The organism is Variovorax nitratireducens, from assembly GCF_051216545.1.
In the GTDB taxonomy this organism is placed as follows: domain Bacteria; phylum Pseudomonadota; class Gammaproteobacteria; order Burkholderiales; family Burkholderiaceae_C; genus Variovorax.
This window is the reverse complement of record NZ_JBPJZO010000003.1, coordinates 116,460-136,298: the sequence shown is the minus strand read 5'-3', so window position 1 is coordinate 136,298 and position 19,839 is coordinate 116,460. Positions and strand designations below refer to the sequence as shown.

Genomic DNA, 19,839 nt, shown 5'->3' with positions numbered 1-19,839 from the left:
TTTCTCAGTCTGTGAACTGTTGACCTTGTTTGGCCTTGATCAGATCGATCAGCAGCGCATCGCGCGATGCTTCCAGATCTTCGATCCGCCTGCCTTGCATCTCGTCGGCAACGCCTTGAACCACTTTGGCCTTCAACGCTGCGCTCATGTCCGGGTGCCCCAGATCCTGCCACCAATCCGCGATCGGCCCGCCGAGATGATCCAGCACATGCTGGATACCGCCGGCACCGCCCGACAGGTGCAGGTTCAGAAATGGCCCGAGCACGCCCCAGCGCAGGCCGGGGCCATAGGCGATTGCAAGGTCGATGTCTTCGACCGAGGCCACGCCTTGTTCGACCAGGTGAAACGCCTCGCGCCACAGTGCCGCCTGGAGCCGGTTGGCGATGTGCCCCTTGATCTCCTTGCGCCCGTGGATCGGCTTCTTGCCGATCGAGGCGTAGAACGCCATGGCACGCTCGATCGTGGCGGGCGACGTGCGCTCCCCGCCGATCACTTCGACCAGAGGGATGAGGTGCGGCGGATTGAAAGGGTGCCCCAGCACCACCCGTTCCGGATGGACGCAGGCCGACTGGATGCTGGTGGTCGACAGCCCGGAGGAACTGGACGCCAGGATGACATGGGGCGGCAAAACCGCGTCGAGGCGTTTGAAAAGTTCTGCCTTGAAGTCCTGCCGTTCAGGCCCGTTTTCCTGGACGAAGTCGGCGCCTGCGACGGCCTGTTCCAGATCCGCGTTGAAGTGCAGCCGGTTCTGCGCGGCGCCGGCCGCCAGGCCCAGCCGCTGCAGCGTCGACCAGTGCTGCGCCACGCTCGCGCGTAGCCGGTCTTCCGCGCCCGGCGAAGGATCGGTGGCCGACACGTCGAGCCCGTGGGCCAGGAAATGCGCGGCCCAGCTCGCACCGATCACTCCGGTGGCGACGACGGCAACACGCTGGATGACGGGAGGGTTCATGGTCGTGGGGGTAGGTTCAATGGAGGTCGGGGCACCTCGAGGAAGCCTCGTATTGTTCGATGCCCGGCCGGGGCTGCACAGTCGTTTGCACGACAATCGGCCCCCGGGAAACCACCAGGGCTGCGACGGCTGCAGGAGCGAACCATGACCACCAGGACGGCGCAACGAGCGTCCGCATTCTCGACACCCCAACTGCTCGCCAAGTCGGCGTGGTACCCCCAGCTCGATGAAGCCGCACGGCAGCAGGTGCTGTCGGACGCATTCGAGCGGACGGTCGTTGCCGGCGATGCGCTGATCCGCCATGGCGAAACGCCGCTCTGGTGGTTCGGTGTGCTGGAAGGGGTGCTCAAGTGGTCGACCGGCACGCCCGACGGCCGCTCGGTCACGCTCGGCGGCTTGTCCGTCGGCAGCTGGTTCGGAGAAGGCAGCCTGCTGCGCGGGCGACCGATGCAGGCCGAGGTCGTCGCCCTGCGCTTCAGCCGCGTCGTGATGCTGCCCAAAGACACGTTCGACTGGCTTCACGGCACGCAGCCTGCGTTCGGCCGGTTTCTGCTGAGCCAGATCAACGAGCGCCTGCACTGGTTCATGGGCGACTTTGCGGCGCATCGTCTGCTGGGTGTCGAGGCACAGGTTGCGCGGGCGCTGGTCGGGCTGCTGCACCCCTGGCTGCATCCCGGCGCAGAACACCATCTGCAGATCTCGCAGGAGGAACTGGCCAACCTCGTCGGCCTTTCAAGGCAACGTTGCAACCAGGCGCTGAGCCAGTTCAAGGCGGCTTCGCTGGTGCGCATCGAGTACGGTGGCATCACCATCCTGGAGCTCGCGCGCCTGAGCGAACTGGGGCAGCCCGACTTCACAAAACAGGCGGTGCCTTTGCGCTGAATCTCATCGCCTTATGGCGACAGAACCCCGCCGGCGGGCACCAGCGTTCCGCCGAGGGCATCGTCGATGCCGCGGTGAAAACGCATCACCTCGTGTTCGAGCCGGCCCAGATGGAAGTGCGTGTTGGCGCCACTGGACAGACCGCGCTGGATCGCCACCGCAGTGGCGATGTCCTCCTGCTGGAACACCGTCTGCTCGATGAGCCGGAAGCTCTTCTCCCAATGGGCCGTCCAGTCCTCGCCGGCGCGGTCTGGCGGAATCAGCATCGTGTGCACCCAGCGGATCTGATCCACCGCCGGCGAGAACATGCCGATCAGGCTTACGTAGTCGGGGTGCCAGATGAGGAAGGTGTTCGGAAACACGAGCTGCGTCGGCGTGGCCAGCTTGCAGAGTTCGTAGCGGTCGCGCGGCGACGCGAAGGCATCGAAGGCCGTTCGCCGCGCCACCAGCGAGTCCTGGTGCGGCCCTGCATGCAGGTTGACCGTGTAGGCATCTGCAAAGAAGGGGTAGATCGTGTCGCGATGCAGCACCCGGATGTGATAGCCCTCCAGGAATGCGTCGACCGTGAGCTTCCAGTTCGCCGGGTACACCCGGTCGACCTTGCGAAACACGGTCATCCGGGGCAGATCCATCCAGTGCAGATGCTTGTCCAGCCCCTGCAAAAACGCCTCGGCCGAGAAGGTCGCGCCGGGCGTGCGCTTGACGAAAATCAGCCCGCCCGCTTCGTCGCAAGGTAGTTCGACCAGGTTCAACGTGGCTGGGTCGATGCCATCGAAGGTCTGCGCATGCAGGCGATGCCGCAGCCGCCCATCGAGTTCATAGGTCCAGGCGTGGTACGGACAGACCAGCGCCTTGCAGGGCCTGGCCTTGGCCGGTTCGGGGCCGTCGGCGCTGACCAGCGCCATGCCGCGATGCCTGCAGACGTTGAAGAACGCACGCGCGCGGCCGTCGGCCGCCCGGGTCAGGACGATGGGAACACCGAGCGCGTCGAAGGGCAGTGCCGATCCGGCCGGGACTTCCGAGCTGTGGGCCGCGACGATGGGCCACTGCCCGAACAGCGACGCTTGCTCGTGCTGCCAATGCTGCGGATCCGTGTAGTGGCTGGCGGGCACGGTTCCAGCCTCGTCGCCCTCCTCACGCGTGCCGGTGAGCCGGGCCTGATCGAGGCGGTGAACCAAATCGGCCAGCGTGGCCGGCATCGGCGTGTTGCCCGGCATGCTCGACATGCTCGTCATCGTGATCGCTTCCTGTTCGGGTGGTGCCATGGTCGTCAGCTTAGGCCGGATGCATGCCGGGCGTGTTCGGGTTCTGTACGGGAGGAGGTTGTGCAGGGGAAATACGAAGGTGTTCAGCTTTGCGCCGTCCACCGGGGCCGCCTTGCCGCGGCCGCCTTGCCGCGGCCGGCTCGAAGCACGAAGATGGGCCCACCCCTTGATGCCGCGAGCCCGCCAGACGCATGAACACGATCGTGAAACCCCGGCGCAAGCCCCTGCAGTCGCGGGCGTGGATGACCAGCGGCGCGATCCAGGATGCCTTTGTCCTGCTGCTGGTCGAGCGCGGCTACGAGAAGGTGTCGATGCGCGATATCGCAGGTGTCGCGGGTGTCGGTCTGGGCACGCTGTACCTCTACTTTCCGGGCAAGGACTCGATCGCCGCGGTCACCGTTCGCAGCTGGATGCGCAAGCAGGCCGCGATCCTCGCGCAGGCCGCCATGGTGTCGGTTGTTCCACGCACGACCGGGCAGACGATCCGCGCCGTGGTGGCAGCGTACGTGCAAGGCCTGCTCGGCCAGGCCGACGAATGGCGCGCGCTGCTGTACCTCGAGCGCCGCCTCTCCTCACCCGCAAGCTACCGCGAGATCTACCGTGAGTTCGTTGCCCTGTTTCGCGATGCCCTCGTCGCGTCTTCCGACTGGCCGCCAGCGTTGGATCCGGTGCGCACCGCGTTCAACGCGTTCTCGATCGTCGATGCGATGGTCGAGCAGGCCTTGCTGGTGCAGGAGGTCTGCCCTGGCACGGAAGAACTCGTGGGCGACGTGGAGTGCGCGGTCGCGGGCTACATCCGGGCAACGCAGGAAAGAATGCAGCGCCTCTGACCATGCATGGCCAAAGCGGCACGCTCTCGCCAATCTCTTTTGGTTGTCTATCAGCGTGAAAATTAATCGCTTTTAGAAAAGTGTGAGCACTTCCAGAATTCACGGGTGCCTGCCTCTGATCGCGCTGCAATCCGAGCCGAGACAGCGACGGGGTTCCTCAACTCACACGAGAGCGCGAAATGAAATTTTCTCTTCCGATGGCCGTCGGCCTGGCCGCTGCGGTGGCGTGTTCCGCCACCATGGCGCAGAGCGACACGCTGAGCAAAATCAAGGCGAGCGGCGCCGTTCAGATCGGTGGGCGCGACAGCCAGATTCCGTTCTCGTACAAGCCGGGTGGCGGCGGCGACCCAGTCGGGTTTACCAATGACATCTGCCTGAAGATCGTGGATGCGATCAAGGCCAAGCTCGGCATGCCCGAGCTGAAGGTGAACTACACCATCCTGACCTCCACCAACCGCATTCCGTTGCTGACCAACGGCACGGTGGATCTCGATTGCGCAACGACGACCAACACGGTACAGCGCCAGCAGCAGGTGGCCTTTGCCCCGAGCCACTTCGTCACGAACATCACTGCCGCGGTCAAGAAAAGCTCCGGCATCAATACGCTGGCCGAATTGAACGGCAAGAAGGTCTCGACGGTTTCCGGCAGCACCGGCGTGCAACTCCTGCGCGGCTATCGCAAGAGCGGAAACATCGAGGTCGAAGAACTTGCCGCCAAGGACACGGCCGACGGCTTTTTGCTCCTGGCGTCGGATCGCACCGTGGCGTACATCCTTGACGACGTGCAATTGGCAGGGTTGATCGCGACTTCGCCGACGCCGGGCGACTTCAAGATCCTCACCACCGAATCGCTGCGCCAGGAACCCTACGGGATCATGTATCGCAAGGAAGATCCGCAGTTCAAGGAACTCGTCGACAAGGCAGTCACCGATCTGATGAAGTCTGGCGCGATCAACGAGATCTACGCCAAGTGGTTCACGAAGCCGATTCCGCCGACCAACGCGAACCTGAATTTTCCGATGACGGAGCCGGTGAAAGAGCTCTACAAGAATCCGAACAACAAGGGCGTCTGATTCGCGGCGCCGCCGCGCTCACGTTGCGTCCGCGCTGCTCTCATCGGTGCCCTGAAACATCCGGGTGAAGTCGCAGCAGTCTTGCGCCAGCATGATGATCGACGCCAGCAGCGAGCTGCGATGCTCGCCTTTGTACATCGCCACGTAGGTGACCGGGGGCAGGGCCGGCGTGACGTCGAGAACCCTGAGCGAGCCGGCATCGATCATGCTGCTCACTGCGCTTTTGGGAAGGTAACTCACGCCCAATCCGGCGATGGTCAGACCGATGAGCGCCACCAGGTTGTGAATGACGATGGGCTTCGCAGCCTGGACGCCCAGGTCTTTCATCCAGCTGTCGTAGAGCAGGCCCGTACCGGATTTTCGGCCTTGAATCAGCATGCGATGCCCGGCAAGTTCATGCAGACGGATCGGCCCTTCTTCCGGCACAAAGCCCGGCTTGCACATCCATGCGCTTTCTACCTGTCCGATGGCCTTGCTCGGAATGCGCGTGTCGGCAAACGCATCGGGCACGACGATCAGATCCAGCTCATCGGCCAACACCTTTTCCCGAAGGTTGACGCTGCTGTCCACGTCGGGCTCCAGCGAGACCTTGGGGTAGTGCTGCTGGATCAGTTCGACCCAGCGCGGAAACCACGTCATTGCCGTGAGCTCGGTAACGCCGATGCGCACGCGCCGCTCGATCACCTCGAGGCGGCTGAACTGCTCGACAGCCGCGTCGCGCTGGTCGAGCAGGCTCTTCGCCAGCAAAAACATTTCCTCGCCCTTGTCCGTGAGACGAGCGGAGCGCTGGGTTCGATCGAACAGCTCGGTGTCGAACACCATTTCGAGTTCGTGCACGCGCTTGGAAACTGCCGACTGCGAGGTGTGGAGCTTGTTGGCCGCAAGCGCAAAGCTGCCCAGCTGGCCGATCCAGTACAGGGCTTCAAGCTGCTTGAAGGTCATCATGGTAAGAGCAGGGCAGTTGGGTTCATCGAGCTCTTTTTGTCATTGAATCGTATCGAGAAATATCGCTTTTGGATATCTTCAACGAACCGGAAAATCAACTTCAGAAACTGTGCGCGTCCATTTGCATACGCCAGTTTTTCTTCCCCGCTTTGATCAGGACCCAGCCAATGAATGCCGCCAAGGGCGAACTCTTCTCCGATGCCTTGATGCAGGAAATCAAGAGCCGATTTCACTACGTCGACCACGACATGACAGGCCGTGAACGGCTGTACTTCGACAACGCGGGCGGCTCGTTCCGCCTGAAGGCCGCGGTTGAACAGTTCGCGCGCATCGATGCCTTGCCCGACAACCCGGAACGCATCCACGAACTGGCGCTGTTCCTGCAAGGCGTGCAGGCCCGAGGCACGGACGACGTTCGCACCATCCTCAATGCGAAGGGCGGCAGCGTGTACGCCTCGCTCACCGCGTCGGGCGGCATGTTCGACATGGTTCGCGCCATCGCCGAGCACGTTCCCGGCACGAACATGGTGACGACCGCGCTCGAGCATCCATCTTCATTCGACGCCATGTCGCTTTATGCCGGGCGGCTCGGCAAAGAGCTTCGCGTCGCAAAATCGAACCCGGTCACGGGCGGTGTCGATGTCGACGAAATCGTCGGGCTGGTCGACCAGCACACGTCATTGCTGAGCGTGATCTACGCGTCCAACATCTCGGGCGCCAAGCTGGACATTCAGCAGATCGTGGAGCGGGCACGACGCATCAAGCCCGATCTCTACATCGTCGTTGATGCAGTACAGCATGCGCCGCATGGTCTCATCGATCTTCAGAAGACGCCCGTCGACGGCATCAACATCGCGCCCTACAAGTTCTTCGGATGCCGCGGGTCGGGCATGTCGTGGCTCTCTGAGCGCGCATCGGTGCTGCCGCACCACAAGCTCGCCGGAAAAAAGAAAGACTTCTGGGATCTGGGCAGCGCAGCCACATGGCAATTTGCAGTGGTGACCGAGATCGTGAACTACGTGTGCTGGCTCGGTGCGCAGTTCGCCCCGAGCGACGACCGCCGCGCGCTCTTCGTTAGCGGCATCCAGAAGATAGAACTGCACGAACGAGCCCTGCTCTCGCACATGCTCGACGGCGACGACAGCACGCCGGGCCTGCGCCGCATGGACGGCGTCGAAGTTTTCCTGGACTACGAAGATCTGACGAAGCGCGATCTGATCCTGGCCATCGGCATCGACAACCTGGAGCATGCCCAGGCCGTTCGCGAGTATGAGAAGCGGGGTGTCATCGTCTATGAGCGCGTCGCCACGAGCCTCTATTCGAAACGCATGCTCGACTCGTTCGGCCTGGAAGGCGCAGTCCGCGTCTCGCCGCTTCATTGCAACTCGGTCGCGGATGTTCGCCGCTTTCTCCGTATCACGCTTGAGATCCGGCAGGCGTTGGCAGATGCCGCACCGCTTGCGATGAAAGCCGACTGACGCGCTTTCCCGGCCAGCGTATTGGCCGCTAGCGTGCCAATGACTGCATCAGTGCGATCTCAGTTGTCGCATGGTTTGCAGATGCGCAAAGCAGGTTTGGGGCTTCACCCCGGCTTGTGGGCCGCACAGAGGATGTCGACCAGTTCGCCGGCATAGGTCGGCAGCCTGGCCCGTTCGCGAACCAGCAAATAGCGCTCCCGCACGCACCAGGGGTCGGTCAGCTCGATCAAGGCGAGCTGCATGGCATCCTGGTTGCGCCGCGCCGCAGATTCGGGCACGACGCCGATGCCGACGCCGCTGCTGATCATCCGGCACATCGCGTCGAAGTTGCTGAGCCGCACGCGCAGTCTCTGGTGCTTGCCGAGGTTGTCGGTGATCTGGCTCAGGAAAGCCTGAAGGGTGCTGCCCTGTTGCATGCCGATCGCATCTTCGTCGAGAGTCTCCACGAAGGAAATGCGGCGACGCTTGGCAAAGCGATGTTTCCGCGAGGTCACCAGCACGAGCCGATCCGTGCTGAAGTGAATGCTTTCGAGCCCCAGGGTATCGACCTGGCCCGCGACGATGCCAACGTCCGCGCGCCCGTCCAGCACGCCGCGCGGAATCAGAGCATTCGGCTTTTCCTGAAGGTCGACGCTGATCTGCGGGTTACGGTTCAGGAACCCCGGAAGAACCTCCGGCAGCAGGTCGGTCACTGCTGTCGTGTTGGCGAAGATGCGCAGATGGCCGCGCAAGCCACCGCGGTACTCGTGCAGTTCGCTGCGCAACTGCTCGGCCTGCGCCAGCAGCAGGCGGGCATGGTGCAAAAGCGCCTCGCCTGCAGGCAAAAGCCGCACGCCGCGGGCCTCTCGCGTGAACAACTGAACTTCGCATTTGGATTCCAGCGCCTTGATTCGCGCGCTGGCCGCGCCAAGCGACAGGTGCTGGCGTTCGGCGGCGCCCGTGATGCTTCCGATTTCTGCGACTGCGAGGAAGAGGCGCAGGTCTGTCTGGTCGAACTGCATGCCGGAAATTCTAGCGAGCCTCTGGAGATTCCGAAGGCTTGGTAAAAAAATCGCAGATTGTGCAGCGCTGCGGCAGCGGCGACCATGACGTTCTGCAAGGAGACATGACGATGTTGGATGAACGAGAGATCGGTGCGCTTCAGGCGTGGCAAGGCCGCAGCGAAACTTTTGCCGACGGCATCACCGCTGCACCCGTGCGCGCGCTGTCGGCCACGCTGGATCGCGATGATCCGCTGCCGGAGGCCGGCACGCCGCTGCCCGCGTTGTGGCATTGGCTGTATTTTCTGCCGCACCACCGGCAGTCGGAGATCGGGCCGGACGGCCATGCCAGGCGCGGCGGCTTCCTGCCCGCGGTGCCGCTGCCGCGCCGCATGTGGGCCGGCGGGCGGCTGGCGTGGGAAGCAGGCAACCCGCTGCGCGTGGGCGATGCGGTGAAGCGCACTTCGACCATCGCGTCGGTCACGCACAAGGCCGGCCGTACCGGCGAGCTGGTGTTCGTGCTGGTGCGGCACGAGGTTCACAACGAACGCGGGCTGGCGCTGACCGAAGAGCACGACATCGTCTACCGCGCCATGGCCGCGCCGGGCGAGGCGGCTCCGCCGCCGACCGCGGCACCGACAGACGCCACCTTCAGCCGCGACCTGCTGGCCGATGACGTGCTGCTGTTCCGCTATTCGGCGCTGACCTTCAATGGCCACCGCATCCACTACGACCGCCGCTATGTGACCGAGGTCGAGGGATATCCGGGCCTGATCGTGCACGGCCCGTTGATCGCCACGCTGCTGGTCGACCTGCTGCGTCGCGAGAAGCCAGAAGCCGCGTTGGCACGCTTCGAGTTCCGTGCCGTGCGACCCACCTTCGACATCGCGCCTTTCCGGGTGCACGGACGCCCCGAAGCCGACGGCAAGACGTTTCGCCTGTGGGCAGAAGACGCCGACGGCTGGCTGACGATGCAGGCCACCGCAACCCTCGCTTGAAAAAACGAATCCCATGAAAACCCAAATTCCAACCCCCGACGCCCACCAGGACATGCGCGACGCACTGCGGGCCGTGTGCGGCCAGTTCGATTCCGCGTACTGGCAAAAGGTTGACCACGAGCGCGGTTACCCCGATGCGTTTGTGAATGCCCTTACCGAGGCCGGCTGGCTCGCCGCGCTGATCCCGGCCGAGTACGGCGGCTCTGGCCTCGGGCTGGCCGAAGCGTCGGTCATCATGGAAGAGATCAATTTCTCGGGCGGCAATGCCGGCTCGTGCCACGGCCAGATGTACAACATGGGCACCTTGCTGCGCCACGGCAGCGAGGAGCAAAAGCGCCAGTACCTGCCCGACATCGCGAGCGGCAAGCTGCGCTTGCAGACCATGGCCGTTACCGAGCCGACCACCGGCACCGATACCACCAAGATCAAGACCACCGCCGTTAAAAAGGGCGACCGCTACGTCGTCAACGGGCAGAAGGTGTGGATCTCGCGCATCCAGCATTCCGATCTGATGATCCTGCTGGCGCGCACCACGCCGCTGGCCGAGGTCAAGAAGAAGTCCGAGGGCATGTCGATCTTCATCGTCGACCTGAAGCAGGCGATCGGACACGGCATGACGGTGCGGCCGATTCTCAACATGGTGAATCACGAGACCAACGAAGTCTTCTTCGACAACCTCGAGATCCCGGTCGAGAACCTGATCGGCGAGGAGGGCAAGGGCTTCAAGTACATCCTCGACGGGCTGAACGCCGAGCGCACGCTGATCGCGGCCGAATGCATCGGCGACGCCTGGTGGTTCATCGACAAGGCGCGCCGCTACGCCAGCGACCGCAACGTGTTCGGCCGCGCCATCGGCCAGAACCAGGGCATCCAGTTCCCGATCGCTGACAACTACATCGAAGCCGAAGCGGCCAACCTGATGCGCTTCAAGGCCTGCACGCTGTTCGACGCAGGCCAGCCTTGTGGCGCCGAAGCCAACATGGCCAAGTACCTGGCGGCCAAGGCGAGTTGGGAGGCGGCCAACACCTGCCTGCAGACCCACGGCGGCTTCGGCTTTGCCTGCGAATACGACGTGGAGCGCAAGTTCCGCGAGACGCGCCTCTACCAGGTTGCGCCGATCTCGACCAACCTCATCTACTCGTACGTGGCCGAGCACTTGCTCGGATTGCCGCGGTCGTTCTGAGCGGGAGCACCAAGCCATGACAAGACCGCTCGACGGCATCACCGTCGTCTCGCTCGAACATGCGATCGCAGCGCCGTTCTGCACACGCCAGCTGGCCGACCTGGGCGCCCGCGTGATCAAGGTCGAGCGCCCCGGCGTCGGCGACTTTGCGCGTGCCTACGACCAGCGCGTCGACGGCGAGGCCTCGCACTTCGTCTGGGTGAATCGCTCCAAGGAAAGCCTGACGCTCGATCTGAAGCAGCCGGCTGCGCAGGCGGTGCTGCTGGAGCTGATCGCCGATGCCGACGTGCTGGTGCAGAACCTCGCGCCCGGCGCCGCGGCGCGCATGGGGCTGGGGGCAGAGGCGCTGCAGGCCAGGTACCCGCGGCTCATAGTCTGCGACATCTCGGGCTACGGCGAAGACGGCCCCTATCGCGACAAGAAGGCGTACGACCTCCTGATCCAGAGCGAGGCCGGTTTCCTCTCGGTCACCGGCACGGCCGAGGAGCCTTGCAAGTCCGGCAACTCGATCGCCGACATTGCCGCCGGCATGTACGCATACACCGGCGTGCTGGCAGCCCTGCTGCAGCGTGGCAAGACCGGCAAGGGATCGCACATCGACGTTTCGATGCTCGAGTCGCTGGCCGAGTGGATGGGCTTCCCGATGTACTACGCCTACGAAGGCGCTGCGCCGCCGCCGCGCAGCGCGGCATCGCACGCCACGATCTATCCGTATGGCCCATTCGCCGCGGGCGATGGCGGTACTGTGATGCTGGGCCTGCAGAACGAGCGCGAGTGGCGCGTGTTCTGCGAGAAGGTACTGCTGCAACCGGCGCTGGCCGCTGATCCACGCTTCGACGCAAACGCCAAGCGCAATGCGAATCGTGGTGCCCTGAAGGCGATCATCGTCGAGGCCTTCGGCACGCTCAGCACGGCGCAGATCGAAGAGCGCCTGGACGCCGCGCAGATCGCCAACGCGCGCATGAACGACATGGCCGGGCTGTGGGCGCACCCGCAGTTGAAGGCGCGCGAGCGCTGGCGCGAAATCGGCTCGCCGGCTGGCGCCATCCCGGCACTGCTGCCGCCGGGGCGCCAGAGCGCATTCGACTACCGGATGGACGCCGTACCCGCCATCGGACAACACACCGAAGCCATCCTGCGCGGCCTGGGCCGCAACGACGCCGACATCGCTGCGCTGCGCGCGGCCGAGGCGATCTGACATGCGCACCGCATCTGCGTTGGCACTGGCCCGCACCTTTCTGTTCGTGCCGGCCGACAGGCCCGAGCGCTATGCGCGCGCGCTGGGCACGGGTGCCGGCGCGGTGATCATCGATCTGGAAGACGCCGTCGCGCCGGACAAGAAAGCACCGGCCCGCGTTCTCCTGGAAGAGGGATTCCTCGCCTTGCCGGAGGTCGACCGGGCGCGCGTGCTGGTTCGCGTCAATGCGGCGGGCTCGCCGTGGCACGACGAAGACAAAGCGCTGGCGACACGGTTGGCCGCGGCTGGGCTCGCCGGCCTCATGGCCCCCAAGGCTGAAGACCCCCGTGACCTGGCGGGGTTGGCAGAGGCCATGGGGCCGGCCGGCGTGTTGGTGCCGCTGATCGAGTCCGCCGCCGGCTGGGCTGGCCTGGACGCCATCGCCGCCGTACCCCAGGTTCTGCGCCTCGCGTTCGGGCATTTGGACTTTCAGGCCGACCTCGGTCTTGCCTGCGATGCCGACGAGGTGGAATTGGTGTCGGTGCGACTGGCGATTGTTCTCGCCTCGCGCTGCGCCGGGCTTGCGGCGCCCGTCGATGGCGTCACACCCGATTGGCGCGACGTGGCTCGACTGGAATCCGACGTGAGACGCGCGCGACGCGGGGGGTTCGGTGGCAAGTTGTGCATCCATCCCGAGCAGGTCGCACCTGCGCACCGGGCGCTTGGGCCGAGCGTCGACGAGCTCGCGTGGGCGCACCGGGTCATTGGCGCCGCGCAGGCCGCGCGCGGCAGCGTCATCAGCCTCGACGGCCGGATGGTCGATTTGCCGGTGGTGAAGCTTGCCGAACGGCTTCTCTCACTCGACGCACAGGGTCAACTTTGACCAAGGTATTCGGCCAGATTCATAACGGAGACAAAGACATGAAATTGAACAGCAACTTGCGCGCGGGCGCATGGATCGTTGCATGCGCAGCGGCCCTTTCGACACCCGCCATGGGCCAGGGCGCATGGCCGGACAAGCCGGTCACCCTGGTGGTGCCGTATTCCGCAGGAGGGCCGACGGACGTCGTGGCCCGCATGCTCGCGATTCCGATGGGAAAGTCGCTGGGGCAGACGGTCATCGTCGAAAACACGGTGGGGGCCGGCGGCACCATCGCCGCCACGCGCGTGGCGCGCGCGGCGCCCAACGGCTACACGATCCTCATCCATCACATGGGCATGGCCACGGCGCCGGCGCTTTACAAAAAGCTTCCATACGATCCGCTCAAGGACTTCGAGTACATCGGCCAGGTGATGGACGTCCCGATGACGCTGCTGTCGCGCAAGGACTTTCCGGCGAAGAATTTCCAGGAGCTTCTTACCTACGTGAAGGCGAACAAAGAAAAGGTTTCGATCGGCAATGCCGGCATCGGCGCGGTATCGCAGCTTTGCGGGATGTTGTTCATCCATCAGATCGGCGTGAAGCTGACCGAGGTGCCTTACAAGGGGGCCGGGCCGGCGCTCAACGACCTCATGGGCGGGCAGGTCGATCTGCTGTGCGACCAGACCACCCAGACGGCGCCCGTGATCAAGGACGGCAACCGCGTGAAGGTCTATGGCGTCACCACGTCGAAGCGCCTTTCCACCATGCCCGACCTTCCGACGCTGGACGAGCAGGGCCTCAAGGGTTTCGAAGTCAAGGTGTGGCATGGCGTCTATGCGCCGAAGAAGACGCCGCCGGATGCGCTGGCCAAGCTGAACACCGCGCTGCGCGCTGCATTGCAGGATGACCACGTCAAGAACCGGCTGGCCGAACTCAGTTCGGAAATCGTTTCGCCCGAGAAGGTGACGCCCGAGGGCCTGCGCAAGCACCTCGAGGCAGAGACGGTGAAGTGGGGCAAGGTCATCCGCGCCGCCGGCGTTCAGGCCGAGTAGCCGAATTCCTTCGCGTCGCCAGCGGGAAGCAGCAGGTGTTCCACCATCAGCCGCGCGGCCGCCGAAAGTGGGCGCGCTGCGCTGTAGCCGAGCATCAGGTGGCGATGCGCCCAATCATCGGTCAGGCGCACCGCCTTCAGGCCGCGCGGGCCCAAGCGCTCCTTGCATGCGGGCAAGGGAAGCACACCGACGCCGAGCCTCGCGGCAATCATCTGCACATGGCGTCGAAACTGCGAACCTGTACGCGCAGTCGCAAGGGCCGCCCGGCATTGGCCGCAGCGCGCGCCAGACGAAGGTTCCCGCAACGCACGTCCCCTACAAGGGGGCCGGCCCGGTGGTGGCCGACCTGATCAGCGGGCAGGTGGACATGTTCATCACCACACCGCCGTCGGTGATCGGGCAGGTGCAGGCAGGCAAGATCAAGGCGCTTGCCTATGCGGGCGCCAAGCGGCACCCGTCGATGCCCAATGTGCCAACGGCCACCGAGGCAGGCTTGCCCGGCTACGAAGTCGAGTCCTGGTTTGCCCTGTTCGCGCCGGCCAAGACGCCGCCCGCCGTCGTCGCACGTCTGACGGCCCAGATCAAATCCATCGTCGAGAGCGAGGCCTACAAGAAGAAGGTCGAGGATCAAGGCGCGTTTGCCGCCTACATGGATCCGCCGACGCTCGCGAAGTTCGTCGATCAGGAGACGGCGATGTGGTCGAAGGTGATCAAGGACGCGGGCATCAAAGCGGATTGAGGCCAGGTTGAAGACACGGCGCGCCATGTGGTGCGTACGTCAGCTTCTTCAGCCTGCGTTCAATCGACGATCAGCGCCGATCTCACGCAACGTGCCCGGGGGTCGACGTAGTAGCCGCCGTACTCGGTATAGCGAAGGGCGGGAAGCAGGCAACGGGTGCACCGATAGACGTCGCACCGGTTGAACGGGAAGAAGTTCAACGCAATGGGCGCATCCGGTGAGTCGTAGCGCGTGCCCGCTGGATGGAATTCTTCGAAAGTCGGCTCGTCGACCGAAGCGTCGCGCAACGTCCCTTGCAACTTCATGAGTTCGGCCGGCCAGCGTTCCTCCGGCATGCTCTCCCAGCCAGTAGCACGTATCAGCCGGCAAGCACAGCTGCTCGCCACATTGAATCGTTCTGCCTCCTCGGCCAGCTCTCTGAGCCGGCCGGCCTGCATCCGCATGTCGTGCTCGGTGTTCATTCGTTGCGCGATCGTACCCGCCTTGCGGCGGATCAGCGACAACGGCTGTGGCCTGGAGCAAGACGAGGAATGTGCCCCTGGTGCAGGAGATCACGGCGCTGCTTGGTGTCGGCATACCGTCGGAAAAGCGTCGGAAGGCGGCCTGAACGCGAGGGCGGAAACGGCAAGCTCCGGAAGCAATAGCACCCGCCGTAGGTTCCCTCTGCGGCCGAAAGCCGAAGTGTGCCGTCACCGCGGCCGCCGGATGTACGCGTATCGTTGCACTACACCGGCGATGCGATGCAAAGTGCTGCGCTCGCGGCCAACCTTCAGGAGATGATCATGAGCCTTTTATCCCAAATCCTCGGCGGCCTCGCCGGCAGTGCGCTCGGCGGGCGCAACGATGCCCGGCGCGGCAGCGGGCTGAGTCCGGTGCTGATGGCCTTGCTGCCGGTCGTCCTGGGCATGCTGAGTCAGCGCGGCCACCAGGGGGACGGCGGTGGGGGTGGGGGTGGTTTGGGCGACCTGCTTGGCCGCCTCTCGCAGCGGGGCTACGGTCAGCAGGCCGCCTCCTGGGTGGGCACCGGCTCGAACGAGCCGCTGCCTGCGCGGGCGATCGATGATGTGTTCGGCGAGGATGAACTGCAACAGATGGCGCAGCAGGCCGGAATCAGCAGCGACGAGGCGAGGTCGGGCCTCTCCGAACTCCTGCCCGACGTGGTCGACCATTTCACGCCGGGCGGCACGGTGCCCGAAGGGAACACGCTTGCCAACAGCGTCGATGACTATTTGAAGCGCCTGTCCTGATCGTCGCTGGCCGGGTCAACCACTGCGCACGCGCCCAAACAAAACGGCCCTCGCGGGCCGTTTGTTGCTGCAGACGCTCAGCCCTCAGCGGCCGTCGCGATCCGAGTCGCCGGGCACGGCGCGTTCCACGTTGTCGCTGAGGCGCTGCCAAGCGTCTCGCGTCGCGTGCTTGGCGCGCTCCCACTCCAGCGAGGAGCGTCCACGGGCCGTGCCCCAATCGCGGCTCAACTCCGGCTCCACGTCGTCGAACTTCCGATTCGGGTTGCGCGAATAGGCGTCGACACCGTAGCGGTAGGCCGGTGCATAGTCGTCGTAGCTCGACCCGGCGTCCACGTAGGAGCGATCCGCGTAGTTGTCTCGCCAGTAGGTATCCTCGGCGACCGGATCCGCCTTGGCCAAGCTGCGGCCGGCCAAAGCCCCAGCCACCGCGCCAATTGTGGCGCCGACGGCGGCGCCAACGGGTCCCGTCATTCCCCCAATCGCCGCGCCTGCTGCGGCGCCGCCCGCCACACCACCTGCAGCGCCGCCGAGCACGGCTCCAAGGCCAGTCGCAGCGGGATGCGAATCTGCATCGTCCCCGGGCACACGGGTGTCGTTTCGATCAATCATGGAATGTCTCCAAAAATAAACGTAGGGAAACCAAAGTTGTACCGTGCGCTTCAGGTTCGACAGCGCCCGCGTGCTTGTCGGCGTGAAGGCGACGGGCTGTGGGGGCTGCCAGTGCACACCTACAGCTATGTGCAGACTCAAGGTGTGCCGAGGAAGCCGAAGCGATCGCGCGGGGCGCGGGTCTCCGGCAGCACATAAACGATGCCACGCGCCTGTCCCAATGCCGGCTGGATGTGCAGGTCATAGAAGGCCGCAGGCACGTTGATGCATCCGAACGAAATCCGGTTGTCCCGCACGCTGGGCGTGGCGAGGCGCTCGAGCCGGCGCTCGGCGGCGTTGGTCGCGCGCACCCGGTGCATCGAGATTGCGGCCTCGTAGTCGACCCAGACAATGTCTTCGCCCCGCAGATTGCGACCCGGCTCGGCGACGAAACGGCCCGCCGGGGTGGTGCGCTCGGCGGGCTTGATTTGCGACATCTTTCGCTCGCCGATGCCCGGCACCGAATCGTCGCCGATCGCGAGGCCCAGCAGTACCGGTGCCGTGCCGCGCAATTCGCCGTCTACGCCGAACACCCAGACGCGGGCGTTCACCTTGTCGACTACGGCAAATGGCAAGCGCTGGTTGTCGCCTGCGCGCACCGCTGCAGCAGCAAATTGCTGCGCAGCGATGGCGGGCTCGTCAGGTCTGTCCGCCGCGGGCGCCCCGTTGGCGCACAGTGCGGCAAGCAGCAGTGCGGTGAGCGGGATGGCACCGCGGTTCTGGAAGGTCATTTGAAAACCTCAGAAAACGAGTCCGGGGACGGAACCCCGGAAGGAGGGCTGCCGCGCGTTCAGTTGCGGTCCGCGCGTGCCCGGCGCATCGGCGGCGCTGTCGAATCCATCGGCGCCGGTGCGGGTGCCGCAGCAGGGGCCGCGGTGGGCGCCTGGTTCTGTGGCAGTGTTCCAGTCGTGCCCATCGGGCCACCCGCGGGGCTCTGTTGGCCTGCCGCCGTGGCCGGGTTGGCCGGAGTGACCGTGGGGGGTGTGCCTTGTGCCCAGGCGAGCGTCGCACTGCCGAAAAGCAAGGCGGCGAAAAGCGGTGACGTGAATTTCATGAGAGTCTCCTTGGGTCGTTGCCGAATCACTGTCCGACCGGACAGTGCAAACCCAAGGTAATGGGCGAGTGTGCACACGAGGTCGGCACGTTGCGCGTCAGGATGTAGGCGCTTCCCGCCGCTTGAAGGGCCCTCGGCCCAGGCGGGTGCATAGGCCTTGGCCTTTGGACGTCTTTGCGACGCCCCGCCTTCCCAGGCGGACGACGGGCACGGATGGCACGGCAGTATTAGGCGCGCTGCTGCGAACCTCCGCTTCAGGACGGGAAGAAGCGGGGAGTCACGTCAGCATATGCACGCCAGGCCTCCCCGAACTCCCGCTCTGATTCATGTTCTTCGGATATTGCAAGGCGGACGTACGTCACGACCAGCACCGGGAACATCGCGAGCGTCAGCAGTGTCGGCCATTGGAGCAGGAAGCCGAACATGATGAGGACGAACGCAACATACTGCGGATGCCTGATGCTGTGATACGGGCCTGCTGTCGCAACCTTGTGGCGTCGCTGCGCGTGATACAGAACATGCCATGCCTTTGACAAAAGCAGGAAGCCGGCAGAGATGGTCACGAAGCTGGGGAGGTGCGACAACCCCGTGTGCGGATGGCTGTGCTGTCCCGTGAACGTGAACAGCCACCGCAGATGCCCTGCCTCGTGCCCGAACCCAGCCGACAGGAAAATCGTGAGTGGGAAGCCATACATCTCCGCAAACAATGCCACGATGAACGCGGAGTAAGCGCCGAAGCTCGTCCAGTCCCGCTGTTTGGACGGCTTGAAGAAGCTATATGCGAATCCGATGAACACGACGGAATTCAGGAGCACAAGGCTCCACAGTCCATAGTCATTGTTGGCGCTGTTCATAGATCATCTTCCGACGGGAAACGACCTGAGCGACTTCCGCCATGGGGGTGCCCATGGTGCATGCACACATGCATCAACGGCCACGCAAGGACGAGAAGATATGGAAGCATCCCGAACAGATGTGCGCGATGTTCGGTGTAGAGGAAGAAGCCGCCGATAAGCACCAGGACAAGCAAAGCGTCTCCGCCCGCCGACAGCCAAAAACTCGGCTCACTGCTCTGAGTTTCCATTTCAACGCTCCGTGGAAGAAGGGGCTACTGGGTTCGTAGACTGGGCTCGCCCGCTTAGAACCGGTCAAAGCAGCAACCTGCGTAGTAAGCCTTGTCCCCGCCGTCGACGAAAGGCACCTCGATAGGCTTGCCTTCGTTTCGCCAAGCATCGCGCCGCCTGTAGCCGGCACCCACAAGTTCGGCTAGCAGCTCGTCGTGGTGCTGGACGCGATAAGGGCAAACGGCAAAGCCAATGCTATTGAGCGTGTAGATCGTGCGGTCAGGATGCACGGCGGTCGTGTTGAGCACGATCCGTTTCGGCTTTATCGGCAGATCGGCAAGGATGTCTGCCAACTGCATTGGCAGGTACTGCAGACTGCCGGAGGCATAGAGCACGTCGTAACCACTCGCGTCCTGGTAACTGGGGGTGAAGCTGAGTTGCGCAGTGGCCTCGCGCTTCATCGCCAGTTCCCGACCGCATTTCACCACTGTGGGCACGTCGCAGACAGTCCAGCGCAGATCGGCGGGGTAGTGCAGCATGCGGCGAAACGCGTAGTACTTGATACCCACGTGGCCGCCCAGATCAAAAATGCTGCGCATGCCGTCATCCAGCGAGTGCCTCAACCAAAACAGGCCCGGATAGTCGTAGAAATAGATTTGATGGCTATAGAAGGCCTCGGCCGGCGCGTTGTCATATCCAACGGCCTTCGTGGGCGGTGCGCCCGCCTCGGCGGCGCGAAAGCTTTCGAAGGACCCCATGAAGAGATTCTCTTCGCGGTTTTCCAGGAACTTGCGGCGATACACCGACTCGCGAATGGACGAGGGCAGTAGATGCAGACTCATACCTCCTCCAAGTTGGTTGGGAAGCGATACAAAGTGTACGAAGTACTTCAAAAGTATTCAATTGGGGTTTTCCGCGTAACAGTTGCGCGCCCGAGGGGCCCGATCTGCAAGGGGCGTCGGAGCGCGACAGGCTCGGCCGCGCCCAGGCCCGAGCATCACAGCCTCCTGGCAGCTCTTTGCTTCCAGAACTAGGCTGCGCGAACTTGACCCTTCAACAGACCAATCACCATTGCAACGTCAAGTGGTTTGCTCAAGAGGTAGTCGAAGGTGCCCGTCTCCCGAAGTGCAGCAAGTCGCAATACGTTTCCGGAGAGTGCTATGAGAAGCAGTTGGGAGTCTGGGTATGCTGAACGCAGGGCTCGTGCCGCCCCTTCCCCGCCCAAGCCAATCATCTCCAGATCAAAGATCGCAGCGTCAGGGCGGTGCTCTGTGCCGGCCGCCACGGCGTCCTCGCCGGTGTAGACAACGCGGACAACGGCGCCTTGAAGTTCCAAGGTGAGCAAGCTAAACATCATGTCAGCGGCATCGTGCTCGTCGTCAAGAACGAGGATTTCAAAAGCTTGCGTCATCT

General features: G+C 64.1%; 24 protein-coding genes. 11 read left to right on the top strand and 13 right to left on the bottom strand.

Going from position 1 to position 19,839, the window contains the following annotated elements; all coding sequences use genetic code 11:
• Window positions 1-4: 4 nt before the first annotated feature.
• Window positions 5-949, bottom strand: a complete 945-nt coding sequence (locus ACSFA8_RS09910) for a 3-hydroxyacyl-CoA dehydrogenase NAD-binding domain-containing protein (RefSeq protein WP_435479342.1) — start codon at window positions 947-949, stop codon at window positions 5-7.
• Between the two features lie 144 nt (window positions 950-1,093).
• On the opposite strand from ACSFA8_RS09910, the gene ACSFA8_RS09905 reads away from it, so the two are divergent.
• Window positions 1,094-1,831, top strand: coding sequence for a Crp/Fnr family transcriptional regulator (locus ACSFA8_RS09905; RefSeq protein WP_435479341.1), 738 nt, complete (start codon window positions 1,094-1,096; stop codon window positions 1,829-1,831).
• Window positions 1,832-1,842: 11 nt separating this feature from the next.
• On the opposite strand, the gene ACSFA8_RS09900 is transcribed toward ACSFA8_RS09905, so the two are convergent.
• Window positions 1,843-3,096: an aromatic ring-hydroxylating oxygenase subunit alpha gene (locus tag ACSFA8_RS09900; protein ID WP_435479340.1), complete on the bottom strand. Its 1,254-nt coding sequence runs from the start codon at window positions 3,094-3,096 to the stop codon at window positions 1,843-1,845.
• A gap of 191 nt (window positions 3,097-3,287) precedes the next feature.
• Here ACSFA8_RS09900 and ACSFA8_RS09895 point away from each other — a divergent pair, with 191 nt between their 5' ends.
• Together ACSFA8_RS09895 and ACSFA8_RS09890 are read left to right on the top strand one after the other, a co-directional pair.
• Window positions 3,288-3,926: a TetR/AcrR family transcriptional regulator gene (locus ACSFA8_RS09895; RefSeq protein ID WP_435479339.1), complete on the top strand. Its 639-nt coding sequence runs from the start codon at window positions 3,288-3,290 to the stop codon at window positions 3,924-3,926.
• Between the two features lie 179 nt (window positions 3,927-4,105).
• Window positions 4,106-4,999: an amino acid ABC transporter substrate-binding protein gene (locus ACSFA8_RS09890; RefSeq protein WP_435479338.1), complete on the top strand. Its 894-nt coding sequence runs from the start codon at window positions 4,106-4,108 to the stop codon at window positions 4,997-4,999.
• An 18-nt stretch (window positions 5,000-5,017) separates the two neighbouring features.
• Here ACSFA8_RS09890 and ACSFA8_RS09885 read toward each other — a convergent pair whose 3' ends face one another.
• Entirely contained in the window at window positions 5,018-5,941 is a 924-nt protein-coding gene (locus ACSFA8_RS09885) for a LysR family transcriptional regulator (protein ID WP_435479747.1), read from the bottom strand.
• Window positions 5,942-6,111: 170 nt separating this feature from the next.
• Here ACSFA8_RS09885 and ACSFA8_RS09880 point away from each other — a divergent pair, with 170 nt between their 5' ends.
• Window positions 6,112-7,422, top strand: coding sequence for an aminotransferase class V-fold PLP-dependent enzyme (locus ACSFA8_RS09880; RefSeq protein ID WP_435479337.1), 1,311 nt, complete (start codon window positions 6,112-6,114; stop codon window positions 7,420-7,422).
• Between the two features lie 104 nt (window positions 7,423-7,526).
• On the opposite strand, the gene ACSFA8_RS09875 is transcribed toward ACSFA8_RS09880, so the two are convergent.
• Window positions 7,527-8,423, bottom strand: a complete 897-nt coding sequence (locus tag ACSFA8_RS09875; RefSeq protein WP_435479336.1) for a LysR family transcriptional regulator — start codon at window positions 8,421-8,423, stop codon at window positions 7,527-7,529.
• Window positions 8,424-8,527: 104 nt separating this feature from the next.
• Between ACSFA8_RS09875 and ACSFA8_RS09870 the strand changes: the two genes are divergently transcribed.
• From ACSFA8_RS09870 to ACSFA8_RS09850, 5 genes are read left to right on the top strand one after another with little or no spacing between them, the layout of a single operon-like run.
• Window positions 8,528-9,400 carry an HTD2 family dehydratase gene (locus ACSFA8_RS09870; protein ID WP_435479335.1) on the top strand — a complete coding sequence of 291 codons (873 nt, stop codon included), beginning with the start codon at window positions 8,528-8,530 and terminating at the stop codon, window positions 9,398-9,400.
• A gap of 13 nt (window positions 9,401-9,413) precedes the next feature.
• Window positions 9,414-10,583, top strand: a complete 1,170-nt coding sequence (locus tag ACSFA8_RS09865) for an acyl-CoA dehydrogenase family protein (RefSeq protein ID WP_435479334.1) — start codon at window positions 9,414-9,416, stop codon at window positions 10,581-10,583.
• Window positions 10,584-10,599: 16 nt separating this feature from the next.
• Window positions 10,600-11,781, top strand: coding sequence for a CaiB/BaiF CoA transferase family protein (locus ACSFA8_RS09860; protein WP_435479333.1), 1,182 nt, complete (start codon window positions 10,600-10,602; stop codon window positions 11,779-11,781).
• A gap of 1 nt (window position 11,782) precedes the next feature.
• A complete protein-coding gene (locus ACSFA8_RS09855; protein WP_435479332.1) occupies window positions 11,783-12,643 on the top strand; it encodes an HpcH/HpaI aldolase/citrate lyase family protein in 861 nt (286 codons plus the stop codon).
• A 38-nt stretch (window positions 12,644-12,681) separates the two neighbouring features.
• A complete protein-coding gene (locus ACSFA8_RS09850; protein WP_435479331.1) occupies window positions 12,682-13,674 on the top strand; it encodes a tripartite tricarboxylate transporter substrate-binding protein in 993 nt (330 codons plus the stop codon).
• Here the strand turns inward: ACSFA8_RS09850 and ACSFA8_RS09845 are convergent.
• Window positions 13,662-13,892 (bottom strand): LysR substrate-binding domain-containing protein, encoded by a 231-nt coding sequence (locus ACSFA8_RS09845; RefSeq protein ID WP_475544487.1) that lies wholly within the window; start codon window positions 13,890-13,892, stop codon window positions 13,662-13,664. The two genes, ACSFA8_RS09850 and ACSFA8_RS09845, sit on opposite strands and share 13 nt — an antisense overlap.
• A 119-nt stretch (window positions 13,893-14,011) precedes the next feature.
• On the opposite strand from ACSFA8_RS09845, the gene ACSFA8_RS09840 reads away from it, so the two are divergent.
• A complete protein-coding gene (locus tag ACSFA8_RS09840; RefSeq protein ID WP_435479330.1) occupies window positions 14,012-14,413 on the top strand; it encodes a Bug family tripartite tricarboxylate transporter substrate binding protein in 402 nt (133 codons plus the stop codon).
• Window positions 14,414-14,472: 59 nt separating this feature from the next.
• Here the strand turns inward: ACSFA8_RS09840 and ACSFA8_RS09835 are convergent, their stop codons facing one another.
• A complete protein-coding gene (locus ACSFA8_RS09835; protein ID WP_435479329.1) occupies window positions 14,473-14,916 on the bottom strand; it encodes a hypothetical protein in 444 nt (147 codons plus the stop codon).
• Between the two features lie 216 nt (window positions 14,917-15,132).
• Here ACSFA8_RS09835 and ACSFA8_RS09830 point away from each other — a divergent pair, with 216 nt between their 5' ends.
• A complete protein-coding gene (locus ACSFA8_RS09830; RefSeq protein ID WP_435479328.1) occupies window positions 15,133-15,660 on the top strand; it encodes a YidB family protein in 528 nt (175 codons plus the stop codon).
• Between the two features lie 84 nt (window positions 15,661-15,744).
• Here ACSFA8_RS09830 and ACSFA8_RS09825 read toward each other — a convergent pair whose 3' ends face one another.
• From ACSFA8_RS09825 to ACSFA8_RS09795, 7 genes are all read right to left on the bottom strand, one after another.
• On the bottom strand, window positions 15,745-16,269 hold the full coding sequence (locus tag ACSFA8_RS09825) for a hypothetical protein (protein ID WP_435479327.1): 525 nt from the start codon (window positions 16,267-16,269) through the stop codon (window positions 15,745-15,747).
• A 137-nt stretch (window positions 16,270-16,406) separates the two neighbouring features.
• Window positions 16,407-17,039 (bottom strand): L,D-transpeptidase, encoded by a 633-nt coding sequence (locus tag ACSFA8_RS09820; RefSeq protein WP_435479326.1) that lies wholly within the window; start codon window positions 17,037-17,039, stop codon window positions 16,407-16,409.
• Window positions 17,040-17,098: 59 nt separating this feature from the next.
• Window positions 17,099-17,362 carry a proteophosphoglycan ppg4 gene (locus ACSFA8_RS09815; RefSeq protein WP_435479325.1) on the bottom strand — a complete coding sequence of 88 codons (264 nt, stop codon included), beginning with the start codon at window positions 17,360-17,362 and terminating at the stop codon, window positions 17,099-17,101.
• 254 nt (window positions 17,363-17,616) lie between these two features.
• A complete protein-coding gene (locus ACSFA8_RS09810; protein ID WP_435479324.1) occupies window positions 17,617-18,216 on the bottom strand; it encodes a methyltransferase family protein in 600 nt (199 codons plus the stop codon).
• A complete protein-coding gene (locus ACSFA8_RS09805; protein WP_435479323.1) occupies window positions 18,213-18,446 on the bottom strand; it encodes a DUF2933 domain-containing protein in 234 nt (77 codons plus the stop codon). The genes ACSFA8_RS09810 and ACSFA8_RS09805 overlap by 4 nt, the downstream gene beginning before the upstream one ends.
• Before the next feature lie 54 nt (window positions 18,447-18,500).
• Window positions 18,501-19,268 carry a TIGR04325 family methyltransferase gene (locus ACSFA8_RS09800; protein WP_435479322.1) on the bottom strand — a complete coding sequence of 256 codons (768 nt, stop codon included), beginning with the start codon at window positions 19,266-19,268 and terminating at the stop codon, window positions 18,501-18,503.
• A gap of 188 nt (window positions 19,269-19,456) precedes the next feature.
• The gene (locus ACSFA8_RS09795; RefSeq protein WP_435479321.1) at window positions 19,457-19,837 is read right to left on the bottom strand and encodes a response regulator; all 381 of its coding nucleotides are present in this window, start codon (window positions 19,835-19,837) and stop codon (window positions 19,457-19,459) included.
• Window positions 19,838-19,839 lie beyond the last annotated feature (2 nt).

Excerpts from the sequence above, each read along its gene's own strand:
- ACSFA8_RS09910 (WP_435479342.1), bottom strand. The coding sequence starts at position 949 with ATGAACCCTCCCGTCATCCAGCGTGTTGCCGTCGTCGCCACCGGAGTG.
- ACSFA8_RS09905 (WP_435479341.1), top strand. The coding sequence starts at position 1,094 with ATGACCACCAGGACGGCGCAACGAGCGTCCGCATTCTCGACACCCCAA.
- ACSFA8_RS09900 (WP_435479340.1), bottom strand. The coding sequence starts at position 3,096 with ATGGCACCACCCGAACAGGAAGCGATCACGATGACGAGCATGTCGAGC.
- ACSFA8_RS09895 (WP_435479339.1), top strand. The coding sequence starts at position 3,288 with ATGAACACGATCGTGAAACCCCGGCGCAAGCCCCTGCAGTCGCGGGCG.
- ACSFA8_RS09890 (WP_435479338.1), top strand. The coding sequence starts at position 4,106 with ATGAAATTTTCTCTTCCGATGGCCGTCGGCCTGGCCGCTGCGGTGGCG.
- ACSFA8_RS09885 (WP_435479747.1), bottom strand. The coding sequence starts at position 5,941 with ATGACCTTCAAGCAGCTTGAAGCCCTGTACTGGATCGGCCAGCTGGGC.
- ACSFA8_RS09880 (WP_435479337.1), top strand. The coding sequence starts at position 6,112 with ATGAATGCCGCCAAGGGCGAACTCTTCTCCGATGCCTTGATGCAGGAA.
- ACSFA8_RS09875 (WP_435479336.1), bottom strand. The coding sequence starts at position 8,423 with ATGCAGTTCGACCAGACAGACCTGCGCCTCTTCCTCGCAGTCGCAGAA.
- ACSFA8_RS09870 (WP_435479335.1), top strand. The coding sequence starts at position 8,528 with ATGACGATGTTGGATGAACGAGAGATCGGTGCGCTTCAGGCGTGGCAA.
- ACSFA8_RS09865 (WP_435479334.1), top strand. The coding sequence starts at position 9,414 with ATGAAAACCCAAATTCCAACCCCCGACGCCCACCAGGACATGCGCGAC.
- ACSFA8_RS09860 (WP_435479333.1), top strand. The coding sequence starts at position 10,600 with ATGACAAGACCGCTCGACGGCATCACCGTCGTCTCGCTCGAACATGCG.
- ACSFA8_RS09855 (WP_435479332.1), top strand. The coding sequence starts at position 11,783 with ATGCGCACCGCATCTGCGTTGGCACTGGCCCGCACCTTTCTGTTCGTG.
- ACSFA8_RS09850 (WP_435479331.1), top strand. The coding sequence starts at position 12,682 with ATGAAATTGAACAGCAACTTGCGCGCGGGCGCATGGATCGTTGCATGC.
- ACSFA8_RS09825 (WP_435479327.1), bottom strand. The coding sequence starts at position 16,269 with ATGATTGATCGAAACGACACCCGTGTGCCCGGGGACGATGCAGATTCG.
- ACSFA8_RS09820 (WP_435479326.1), bottom strand. The coding sequence starts at position 17,039 with ATGACCTTCCAGAACCGCGGTGCCATCCCGCTCACCGCACTGCTGCTT.
- ACSFA8_RS09815 (WP_435479325.1), bottom strand. The coding sequence starts at position 17,362 with ATGAAATTCACGTCACCGCTTTTCGCCGCCTTGCTTTTCGGCAGTGCG.
- ACSFA8_RS09810 (WP_435479324.1), bottom strand. The coding sequence starts at position 18,216 with ATGAACAGCGCCAACAATGACTATGGACTGTGGAGCCTTGTGCTCCTG.
- ACSFA8_RS09805 (WP_435479323.1), bottom strand. The coding sequence starts at position 18,446 with ATGGAAACTCAGAGCAGTGAGCCGAGTTTTTGGCTGTCGGCGGGCGGA.
- ACSFA8_RS09800 (WP_435479322.1), bottom strand. The coding sequence starts at position 19,268 with ATGAGTCTGCATCTACTGCCCTCGTCCATTCGCGAGTCGGTGTATCGC.
- ACSFA8_RS09795 (WP_435479321.1), bottom strand. The coding sequence starts at position 19,837 with ATGACGCAAGCTTTTGAAATCCTCGTTCTTGACGACGAGCACGATGCC.